General features: G+C 62.2%; 8 protein-coding genes. 6 read left to right on the top strand and 2 right to left on the bottom strand.

Going from position 1 to position 11229, the window contains the following annotated elements:
* The first annotated feature begins 84 nt into the window (after positions 1-84).
* The gene (gene ileS / locus Q1A32_RS15970; protein ID WP_299655229.1) at positions 85-3006 is read left to right on the top strand and encodes an isoleucine--tRNA ligase; all 2922 of its coding nucleotides are present in this window, start codon (positions 85-87) and stop codon (positions 3004-3006) included.
* Between the two features lie 399 nt (positions 3007-3405).
* On the opposite strand, the gene Q1A32_RS15965 is transcribed toward ileS, so the two are convergent.
* Positions 3406-5598 carry a primosomal protein N' gene (locus tag Q1A32_RS15965; RefSeq protein WP_299655226.1) on the bottom strand — a complete coding sequence of 731 codons (2193 nt, stop codon included), beginning with the start codon at positions 5596-5598 and terminating at the stop codon, positions 3406-3408.
* Between the two features lie 90 nt (positions 5599-5688).
* On the opposite strand from Q1A32_RS15965, the gene fsa reads away from it, so the two are divergent.
* The 4 genes from fsa (at position 5689) to Q1A32_RS15945 (ending at position 9410) form a co-directional block, all read left to right on the top strand.
* Positions 5689-6342, top strand: a complete 654-nt coding sequence (fsa, locus tag Q1A32_RS15960) for a fructose-6-phosphate aldolase (protein ID WP_299655223.1) — start codon at positions 5689-5691, stop codon at positions 6340-6342.
* Between the two features lie 283 nt (positions 6343-6625).
* Positions 6626-7333, top strand: coding sequence for a DUF484 family protein (locus Q1A32_RS15955; RefSeq protein ID WP_299611338.1), 708 nt, complete (start codon positions 6626-6628; stop codon positions 7331-7333).
* Between the two features lie 82 nt (positions 7334-7415).
* Positions 7416-8354: a tyrosine recombinase XerC gene (locus tag Q1A32_RS15950; RefSeq protein ID WP_299655220.1), complete on the top strand. Its 939-nt coding sequence runs from the start codon at positions 7416-7418 to the stop codon at positions 8352-8354.
* A 366-nt stretch (positions 8355-8720) separates the two neighbouring features.
* Positions 8721-9410 carry a phosphatidylcholine/phosphatidylserine synthase gene (locus Q1A32_RS15945; protein WP_299611344.1) on the top strand — a complete coding sequence of 230 codons (690 nt, stop codon included), beginning with the start codon at positions 8721-8723 and terminating at the stop codon, positions 9408-9410.
* Here the strand turns inward: Q1A32_RS15945 and Q1A32_RS15940 are convergent.
* Positions 9407-9856, bottom strand: coding sequence for a methylated-DNA--[protein]-cysteine S-methyltransferase (locus Q1A32_RS15940; RefSeq protein ID WP_299655217.1), 450 nt, complete (start codon positions 9854-9856; stop codon positions 9407-9409). The genes Q1A32_RS15945 and Q1A32_RS15940 overlap by 4 nt on opposite strands.
* Before the next feature lie 136 nt (positions 9857-9992).
* Here Q1A32_RS15940 and Q1A32_RS15935 point away from each other — a divergent pair, with 136 nt between their 5' ends.
* Positions 9993-11225 carry an MFS transporter gene (locus Q1A32_RS15935; protein WP_299655214.1) on the top strand — a complete coding sequence of 411 codons (1233 nt, stop codon included), beginning with the start codon at positions 9993-9995 and terminating at the stop codon, positions 11223-11225.
* Positions 11226-11229: the final 4 nt, after the last annotated feature.

Genomic DNA, 11229 nt, shown 5'->3' with positions numbered 1-11229 from the left:
GAGCCGCCGGGTAAAGGTGCTTGAGACCACTCGCACCGCACCTCCGACATTTGCCAGATATACGACCCACGAAGGACGCCACCCATGTGTGCCGACACGCCCGACTACAAAGATACGTTGAACCTGCCCAAGACCGATTTTCCAATGCGCGCAGGCCTGCCCAAGCGCGAGCCCGGATGGCTGGAGCGGTGGGCGCAGATCGGGGTCTATGACAAGCTGCGGGAGAAGGCCGTCGCGGCGGAGGGCGCGCGTGCGCCGTTCACCCTGCATGACGGTCCGCCTTACGCCAACGGCCATCTGCATATCGGCCACGCCTTGAACAAGACGATCAAGGACATGATCGTGCGCAGCCACCAGATGATGGGCCGCGACGCGCGCTACATCCCCGGTTGGGATTGCCACGGCCTGCCCATCGAGTGGAAGATCGAGGAGCAGTACCGCAAGAAGGGCCGCGACAAGGACCAGGTGCCGATCAACGAATTCCGCGCCGAGTGTCGTGACTTTGCGGCAGGCTGGGTCGACATCCAGCGCGAGGAGTTCAAGCGGCTGGGCATCACCGGCAACTGGGATGAGCCGTATCTGACCATGGATTTCCATGCCGAGCGGGTGATTGCCGAAGAGTTCATGAAGTTCCTGATGAACGGCACGCTCTATCAGGGCTCAAAGCCCGTGATGTGGTCGCCTGTGGAACAGACGGCGCTGGCCGAGGCCGAGGTCGAGTACCACGACAAGGACAGTTTTACGATCTGGGTGAAGTTCAAGGTTGTGGGCACGGGCGATGCCACCCTCGACAGCGCGCAGGTGGTGATCTGGACCACCACGCCGTGGACCATGCCGTCGAACAAGGCCGTCGTGTATGGCCCCGATATCTCCTACGGCCTTTATGAGGTGACGGGCCGACCGGAAGAGTGCTGGGCGACTATCGGCGACCGCTACATCCTGGCCGACAATCTTGCTTCGGATGTGCTGGGCCGTGCACGGCTGGATGACACCATGTACCGCCGCCTGTGTGACATCACGCAGGATGATCTGGCCAAGATGACCCTGACCCACCCTTTGAACGGTGCCGCTGACGGCAATGGCGAATGGGACGACATCCGCGACTTCCGCGCGGCCGATTTCGTAACCGACACCGAAGGCACCGGCTTTGTCCATTGCGCGCCCTCGCACGGGATGGAGGAGTACGAGCTTTACCGCGAGCTGGGCATGCTCGAACAGGTCATCACCTACAACGTGAACCCCGATGGGCGCTTCCGCGACGACCTGCCGTTCTTTGGCGGCAAGGCGATCCTGAAACCCAACGGGAAGGAAGGCAACGCCAACGCCGCCGTCATCGACAAGCTGGCCGAGGTGGGCGGGCTCTTGGCGCGTGGCAAGATCAAGCACAGCTATCCGCATTCGTGGCGGTCCAAAGCGCCCGTGATCTACCGCAACACGCCGCAATGGTTTGCGGCCATCGACAAGCCCGTGGGCGACGGGCAGGACACGCACGGCACGACCATTCGCGAGCGCGCCCTGACCGAGATCGACAACGTCAACTGGACGCCCAAATCGGGCCGCAACCGCCTGCATTCGATGATGGAGGCGCGGCCTGACTGGGTGCTGTCGCGCCAACGCGCCTGGGGCGTCCCGCTCACCTGCTTTACCAAGAAGGGCGCGCTGCCCACGGATGATGATTTCCTGCTGCGCAACCCGCAGGTGAACCGCCGCATCACGTCCGCCTTCGAGACGGAAGGGGCCGATGCGTGGTATGACGAGGACGCAAAACAGCGCTTCCTTGAAGGGATCGTGAACCCGGACGATTACGAACAGGTGACCGACATCCTTGACGTGTGGTTTGACAGCGGCTCCACCCATGCCTTTGTCCTGCGCGACCGCGAGGACGGGTCCGAAGACGGCATTGCCGACGTCTATATGGAAGGCACGGACCAGCACCGCGGCTGGTTCCATTCGTCGCTTTTGCAATCGGTGGGCACCACCGGTCACGCGCCCTACCGCAACGTGGTCACGCATGGCATGACGCTGGACGAGAAGGGCTTCAAGATGTCGAAGTCCATTGGCAACACCATCGTGCCCGAGGAAGTCATCAAGCAATACGGCGCGGACATCCTGCGGCTTTGGGTGGCGCAGACCGACTATACGGCGGACCAGCGGATCGGGCCGGAGATCCTGAAAGGCGTGGCCGACAGCTACCGCCGCCTGCGCAACACGATGCGGTTCATGCTGGGGTCCTTGTCGGACTTTACCGAGGCGGATCGGACAGATCCGGCAGACATGCCCGAACTGGAACGCTGGGTGCTGCACCGCCTGGCCGAACTGGACCAGACGGTGCGCGAGGGCTACGGCGCGTTCGACTTCCAGCGCGTGTTCTCGGCTGTGTTCACCTTTGCCACCGTTGACCTGTCGGCCTTCTATTTCGACATCCGCAAGGACGCGCTCTATTGCGATGGCGATACGGTCGAACGGCGTGCCGCGCGCACCGTGCTGGACCTGCTCTATCACCGGCTGACCACGTGGCTGGCCCCGATCCTCGTCTTCACGATGGAGGAGGTCTGGCTGGAGCGGAACCCGGGCGACGACAGCTCGGTCCACCTGACGGACATCCCCGACACGCCCGCCGCGTGGCGCGATGATGCGCTGGCGGCGAAATGGGCGGGCATCCGGTCGGCCCGCCGGGCTGTGACGGCAGCGCTGGAAATCCAGCGGACCGACAAGGTGATCGGTGCCTCGCTCGAAGCGGCCCCGGTGGTGCATATCGAAGACGCGGACCTTGCCGCGACCCTGCAAACGCTGCCTTTCGCAGACATCTGCATCACGTCCCAGATCAGCGTGACGACCGACCCATCGCCCGCCGAAGCCTTCCGCCTGCCGGAAGTGCCGGGCATCGGCGTGGTGTTCGAGAAGGCGGACGGCGCCAAATGCGCCCGCTGCTGGAAAGTGCTGCCCGATGTCGGCAGTCACAGCCACGCGGGTGTCTGCGGACGCTGCAATACAGCGCTCAGCTAGGCGGAGGATACCTCTGCCTTACGGGGCTCTTGGCAGTCGATGGCGCACTCAGCGCTGCGTTGGTGCTCGTGGATATCGGGTGAGAGGGGGCCAGCCCCCTCGCGCTGACGCGCTCACCCCCGGGATATTTTTGGCCAAGAGAAATGGGCAAGGCGGTTCATTGGTTATGTCTCATAACCATCCTGGGTCAGGATGGGGCTGTGGGCCGTCTGGTCCTGGCAGTGTCTGGTCTGTTTGCACCGCGCGTTGCGTTAACCCCGGACCTGCCGCGCGTTGGGGGTGCACGGGGGGGGCACGCATGGTGCACTGGGGGTGACACCCTGTTTTTGGCGTCAAACTTTATGAAAATAGGGTGAATGTAAGGCGCCGACTCACCCATTCGGCAAAATCGGCACCGGTTCAGTAAAAGCTTTGCGGGTCGATATCGACGGCAAGACGCAGGTCGCCCTTCAACCGCACCTGCCCAACCCATTGGGCGATGGCGGACTGTAGTGCGACACCTTTGCCCGCCTTCACCAACAGCCGCACCCGGTGCCTGCCACGCACACGGGCGATGGGGGCAGGGGCGGGGCCAAACACCTGCGCGCCCACGCGCTGCAAGGGCCCGGTATTGCGCGCCAGAGCGTTTGCAAGATCAAAGACTTGCGCCACGTCCGGTCCGCTCAGGATGATCCCCGCCATCCGACCATAGGGGGGTACACCCGCCGCCTCTCGCTGTGCCGCCTCGGCCCGCCAGAACCCTTCTTCGTCGCCGGCCAGAATGGCGCGGATCACCGGGTGTTCGGGTTGATAGGTCTGGAGCAGTGCGGTGCCCGGTTTTTCCGCCCGCCCCGCGCGCCCCGCCACCTGCCGCATCAACTGGAATGTCCGCTCTGCCGCACGCAAATCAGACCCTTGCAGGCCAAGGTCGGCATCAATCACACCGACAAGCGTAAGCGACGGAAAGTTATGACCTTTTGCCACCAACTGCGTGCCGATGATGACGTCCGCACCGCCCTCGGCAATGGTTTCGATCTCGGCCTTGAGCGCCCGCGCAGACCCGTACATATCCGAACTCAGAACCGCCACGCGGGCATCCGGAAACAGCTCCACCGCCTCTTCGCCCAACCGCTCCACACCGGGACCGACAGGGGCCATCCGGTCCTCCGCCTCGCAGGACGGACAGACGGTCGGCATGGGCTTTGTCTCGCCGCATTGGTGGCACATCAACCGCTTTAGAAACCGGTGTTCCACCATGCGCGCATCGCACTGGTCACAGCCCACCTGATGCCCGCAGGCCCGGCACAGCGTGATGGGGGCATAGCCCCGGCGGTTCAGGAACAGCATCGCCTGTTCCCCCCGTTCAAGCCGTTGATTTACCGCCCTTTTCAGCTCTTCGGACACCCACCGATTGCTGGGCAATTTCTCGGCCCGCATGTCGATCGTCGCCATCGTGGGCATCACCGCAGGGCCAAATCGCGCCTCCAGATCAAGGCGCGTGTACTTGCCACTTTCGGCATTGGCCCACGATTCAAGCGACGGTGTGGCCGATGCCAAAACCACCTGTGCGCCCAGCAAGGACGCCCGCAAAACGGCCATGTCGCGCGCATTGTACAGCACACCCTCTTCCTGCTTGTAGGACGTGTCGTGTTCCTCATCTACAACCACCAGACTAAGGTTCTGGTAGGGCAGGAACAGCGCCGACCGCGCGCCGATAACCAACTGCGCATTGCCCTGCCCAACCATGCGCCAGATGCGCCGCCGCTCGGTCATGGTGGCCCCTGAATGCCACTCGGCCGGGCGGGCGCCAAAGCGTTCTTCAACGCGTTTCAGAAACTCAGCCGTCAGCGCAATTTCCGGCAGCAAAACAAGGGCTTGCCGACCGGACGCCAGACAGGCCGCAACAGCCTCAAGATACACCTCGGTCTTGCCCGACCCGGTCACACCGCGCAGCAGGGTTGTGCCGTAAGCCCCCGACCGAACCGCCCCAGCGATATGCGACGACGCCCGCGCTTGATCGTCGGTCAACGCCTTGCCGGGGCGCGACGGGTCCATGGGGGGAAAGGGCAGATCGCGGGGGCTGTCCTCCTCCGCCACGGCCCCCTGTTTCACCAACCCTTTGATGACCGAAGAGGTCACACCAGACAGCTCCGCCAACTCCTTCAGGGTAAATGCCAAGTCCCCATATTCGCCCAGGAATTCCAGCACCCGACGCCGCGCATCTGTCATCCGGTCCGGCTCGGCCTCCCCACGCCGGTACACCTTGCGCATCGACGGCGGATCACCCAGACCGGGCGCACGGGTCGCCAGCCGCAGCATCGCAGGCATCGGCGTCAGGGTATACGCGGCGGCTTTCTTAAGAAACGCGCGCATCTCGTCGCGCATGGGGGCGGCGTCCAACACGCGCAGCACCGACCGCACCTTGGCATAATCGTAATCACCCTTGCCCGGACCCCAGACCACGCCCAGCACCTTGCGCGGGCCCAAGGGCACCTCGACAAAGGCGCCCAGATGGCAGCCGCCCTCGGGCGCCTTGTAATCCAGCGCCCGGTCCAGCGGTTGCGTGGTCAGCACGGCCACCAACGCGCCCTCGTCATAGAACGACGGCGTCATGTTAGCGCCAACATATGAGGGGTTCAGTCTTCACGCATCCTGAGGTAAACGCTGACCAAGCAAACGCCAAGCCATCTAAGGGGACCACAGATGAAATTCTTTGTAGACACGGCCGAGATCGACGCCATCGCCGAACTCAATGACCTTGGTATGGTCGACGGCGTCACCACCAACCCGTCGCTGATCCTGAAATCGGGGCGCGATATCCTCGAAGTGACCAAGGAAATCTGCGATCTGGTCGATGGCCCTGTCAGCGCCGAAGTGGTGGCACTCGAAGCCGACGCCATGATCGCCGAAGGGCGCAAGTTGGCCGAGATTGCGGACAACATCACGGTCAAGCTGCCGCTCACTTGGGACGGGCTCAAGGCGTGCAAGGTGCTGTCGGGCGAAGGCAAGATGGTCAACGTCACGCTCTGCTTTTCCGCCAATCAGGCACTGCTCGCGGCCAAGGCCGGGGCCAGCTTTATCTCGCCCTTCATCGGGCGGCTCGATGACATCCACATCGACGGTCTTGAGCTGATCGAAGACATCCGCACCATCTATGACAATTACGGGTTCGAGACGGAAATCCTTGCCGCCTCCATCCGGTCGGTGAACCACATTCAGGACTGCGCCAAAATTGGTGCCGACGTCATCACCTCGCCCCCGGATGTGATCAAGAAACTGGCGAACCACCCGCTGACAAATGCGGGCCTCGATGCCTTCATGAAAGACTGGGCCAAGACGGGTCAGAACATCCTGTAAATCAGGGGGTTCCGGCCCGCCTTAGCATTACACGAAGCGCAACCGGCCCCAGAGGAAAAAGTCGGGGCGCGGATCCGTGAGTGGTGGCTTCATGTGTTCGTGTCATGGCGTGGATATGACAGGGCAGACGGCGGTATTCACGGGGAGAAGACGTTTCTACTTCCCCGTGCGTGGCGTCGCTTCGCAACAGGCCGAAGCGATCTGAACAATTATTCCAAGTTCGGTGCAGATTTCAGGACTCTGCTGTGATATGCCGTCAGGCAACAAAAAGAACAGGTACGGTATGAGCAGCCAACCCAAGATCGATGACGCCCTGCGTGAGGCGATTATCACCCGTCCGGATGTGATTCTGGACGACAAGGATCTGATGCATGCGCTGATTGCTGCGAACGAACGCGCAATGGGCGGCAACATTGTCGATCTGCGCGGCCTCGCCATGGAACGTCTTGAAGCGCGGCTGGACCGGCTGGAAGACACGCACCGCTCTGTGATCGCAGCCGCTTACGAAAACCTTGCCGGCACCAACCAGATCCACCGCGCCATCCTGCGCATGCTCGACCCGATGGAGTTCGAACCTTTCCTGCGTGATCTGGGCGGTGAGGTGGCCGAAATCCTGCGTGTCGACGCGGTCAAGCTGGTGCTGGAATCGGTGCAGAACGACAGCGACCCAGCTGTGCAGCGGCTTGGCGAAGTGCTCAGCGTGGCCGAACCCGGCTTTATCGACGACTATCTGACAGACGGGCGCGGCGGCAACGTGCGACAAGTGACCTTGCGCCAGGTGCAGGATTCCGATCCGGAAATCTACGGCGACGACGCGACCTGGATCCGGTCCGAGGCGTGCCTGAAGCTCGACTTTGGCGACGGCCGTCTGCCCGGCCTGCTGGTCATGGGCGCCGAAGACCCGCACATGTTTGGCCCGCAGCAAGGTACGGACCTCCTGGCCTTCTTCACGGGTGTGTTCGAACGGGCCATGCGACGCTGGCTGGGATGAGGGCGTTGTATTTCTGGATAAGAATGCACCAAAAACACCCCACCATGCCTTTGGCGCTCTCCGGCCACTTCCGATACGCTCCATGACCGAGATTTCCGTAAGTGCTCTGATCTCCCCCGCCGCTCGTGACGCGCTGGAAAACTATCTGGCGCATGAACGGGGCATCAAGGGGGCGGCGGACAACACGATCACGGCGTATGGCCGCGACATCACAGAATTTCTTGCGTTTATGACGGAACACTCGGGCCAGACCCAGGGGCTTGGCGCGCTTGCGCGGATCGACACGCGCGACATGCGGTCGTGGATGGCAAACACGCGGGCAGGGGGTGTGGGGGCAAGATCGCTGGCCCGCAAACTGTCGGCGGTCAAGGCATTCTACAAATGGCTCAGCCAGCGCGAGGGGTTCGAACCCACCGCCGTGCTCAGCACCCGCGCGCCCAAGTTTACCAAGAAGCTGCCGCGCCCGCTGGACGAAAGTGCAGCCCGCGAGTTGCTCGACATCACGCCTCTGCAATCGGACAAGCTGTGGGTGGGTCTGCGCGACACCGCCGTTCTGACGCTGCTGTGGGGATGTGGCCTGCGGATATCCGAGGCGTTGTCGCTGAGCGCGGGGCAGGCCCCCTTGCCGCAAGTGCTGCGCATCACCGGCAAAGGCGGCAAGGAACGGATCGTGCCTGTGATCGACGCGGCACGCGATGCGGTCGACGCTTACATGAATGCCTGTCCATTCGATCTGCCGGACGACGGCCCGCTCTTCCGGGCCATCCGGGGCGGCGCACTTGCGCCACGTGCCATTCAGAAGGTCATGGCCAACGCGCGCATGCAACTGGGTCTTCCGGCCAGCGCCACACCCCACGCCATGCGCCACAGCTTTGCAACGCATCTGCTCAATGCAGGCGGCGATCTGCGCGCGATCCAGGAGTTGCTGGGCCACGCTTCTTTGTCGACGACGCAGGCCTATACCGCTGTCGACACCGTCCGATTGATGGAAGTGTACGCCAAGGCCCATCCGAAGGCGTAGGTCATAGACCCTTCGCAGATAAGTACGATATCACGGACCGGCCCATAGCCATGCGTAAGTCTAAATCTGGCTTGGCAAAAAACCTGGAAAAACCAATCGCAGAAAACGCCGATCACGCGATGCCACAGGTTGGCGTTACCTTGATCTACAGCCCAACGGCAAAGTCATGAAGGTCAAGCAGAGCTTTTGCCATGACTGTCACATTGGCTGGGAGGCACAGGATCATCCGGGCTACCCGCTTGAAGAGGTGCGTTTGGGCCAGTAGCCAGCACACGGGCTGCGGCATGGCCTGCACCTGACCGCGCCGACCCATTCGGCGCGGTTTTTGCATTTGCAACCAACCGCATCATGTACCATGACGGGCTCATGACACTCCGAATGCGCGCCCTTGGCGTTCACCTCCTGACGGCCACGGGCGCCGTTTTTGCGATGCTGGCGATGCTGGCTGCGGTCGAAGCCAAATGGGACCTGATGTTCGTGTGGCTGGTCGTGGCGTTCTTCGTGGATGGGATCGACGGCCCGCTGGCCCGCAAATACCACGTCAAGGTCAACGCGCCCGAATTCGACGGCGTGCTTCTCGACCTGATCATCGACTATCTGACCTACGTGTTCATCCCGGCCTTCGCGCTCTTTGCGTCAGGGCTCATGGCAGGGTGGACAGGCTGGGTGGCCATTATCCTGATCACCTTTGCCTCCGCCATGTATTTCGCCGACACGCGGATGAAAACGAAGGACAATTCGTTCTCGGGTTTTCCGGGGTGCTGGAACATGGTGGTGCTTGTGATCTTCGCGCTCGAGCCGAATTTCTGGGTCTCACTGGCGCTTGTCACGGTTCTGGCCGTGGGCATGTTCCTGCCTTTGAAATTCGTCCACCCCGTTCGGACGGAACGCTGGCGCTGGGTGACGCTGCCCATGGCGCTTGGCTGGACGTTCTTTGCCGGATGGGCCGCCTGGGTCGACTTCCACCCCGAAAGCTGGGCGCATTGGGGACTTGTGGTCACATCGCTCTATCTGGTGTTCGCAGGCATCGCCCAGCAATTGATCCCCCAGCGCTAGATCAGGAACCCACCTTCGTGGCGCAGCAGTGCCACCTTGGTCTCGACCCCGCCCGCCCCGGAAAAGCCAGTCAGCCCCTTGGCCCCCATCACCCGGTGGCAGGGGATGATGATCGGAATGGGATTGCCGCCACAGGCTTGACCGACGGCCTGCGCCGGGACGTCCAGCATCTTCGCGATGTCCCCATAGGTGATCGTCTCACCAAACGGGATATCCGACATCGCATCACACACATCACGTTGAAAGTCCGACCCACGCACCTTGAGCGGCAGATCGAAGCGTTCCAGATCGCCAGCATCATAGGCCCGTACTTGGTCCACCGCGGCATCAAGGACCGCTGACCGGTCTGCCCGGCCCGTTGTGCCCCAGGTCAAGCGCACAATCGCGCCGTCCTCTTCCGTGAGGGTCAGATTGCCGAACTGTGTTTGAACGTCATGCTGTTTCATATGTGCAGTCTCTCGTGCGCGCGCAGATCCCGCAACCCGATCCTTGCGCTATGTGGGCGGCGTTCACAGACTGTCTGCGCCCCAGCGCACAGACACGCCCCTCGCCAAGGCGCGGGAAAAGGCGTAAGCCGCTCGCATGGCCCAATACATCGCACTTGATGACGCGCGTACGCTGCCGGCCTGGCGGCGTCCCGTCGCGCTTTTGTTCCTGATGGCCTTTGCCATGCCGATCGGGTTCTCGGTCTGGCTGGCACTACTCAACAACTTTGTCGTGGATGCCGCGAATTTCGATGGCGCTGACATCGGCCTGCTGCATGCAATTCGGGAAATTCCCGGCTTTCTGGCCGTGGGTGTCATCGTGGTGATCATGTTCATGCGCGAGCAGGTGCTTGGCATGATCTCTCTTGTCATGCTTGGCGTTGCGACGGCTCTGACGGCCCAGTTTCCGCAGATGGGTGGCATTCTGGCCCTGACCTTTATCAGTTCCATCGGCTTTCACTATTACGAGACGGTCAACCAGTCCCTGCAATTGCAATGGCTGCCCAAGGACCGTGCCCCCCAAATGCTGGGCTGGCTTCTTGCCGCCGGATCAACGGCCACGTTCCTTGTCTACTTCGTCATCATGGTTCTGTGGGAGCCGCTGGGCCTGACCTACAACACCGTCTACATGGTGGGCGGCGGCATTACGGCCGCGATCGCGGTGTTTGCCGTGCTGGCTTACCCCCAATTCGAAGCCCCCACACCCCAGCTGAAGACCTTTGTGCTCCGCAAACGCTACTGGCTCTATTACGCGCTGCAATTCATGTCTGGGGCGCGGCGGCAGATCTTCATGGTGTTTGCCGGCTTCATGATGGTGGAGAAGTTCGGGTTTCAGGTGCACGAGTTGACAGCGCTCTACCTGATCAACCTGATGGTCAACATTATCGTCGCCCCGCTGCTGGGCCGGATCGTCGCGCGCTTTGGCGAGCAGAAGGCGCTGGTGTTCGAATATACCGGTCTCGTGCTGGTCTTTCTTGCCTATGGCGGTGTCTATTTTCTCGGCTGGGGTCTGATGATTGCGGCGGCTCTGTACGTCATTGACCACATCTTCTTTGGGTTGGCGCTGGCACTCAAAACCTACTTCCAGAAGATCGCCGACCCGCAGGACATTGCACCCACTGCTGCCGTGGCCTTTACCATCAATCACATCGCGGCAGTTGGCTTGCCGGTTCCACTGGGGCTCTTGTGGCTCTTCTCGCCCGGTGCCGTGTTCCTTTTGGCCGCCGGTATGGCCGCCACATCACTCTGCCTTGCGCTGCTTATCCCCCGCCATCCCGTGCCGGGACACGAAACACGGCTGAGCGGGGCACTCCCGGCCCCCGCCGAATAGACCG

Source organism: uncultured Tateyamaria sp., assembly GCF_947503415.1.
In the GTDB taxonomy this organism is placed as follows: domain Bacteria; phylum Pseudomonadota; class Alphaproteobacteria; order Rhodobacterales; family Rhodobacteraceae; genus Tateyamaria.
This window is presented reverse-complemented; position numbering and strand designations above follow the sequence as displayed.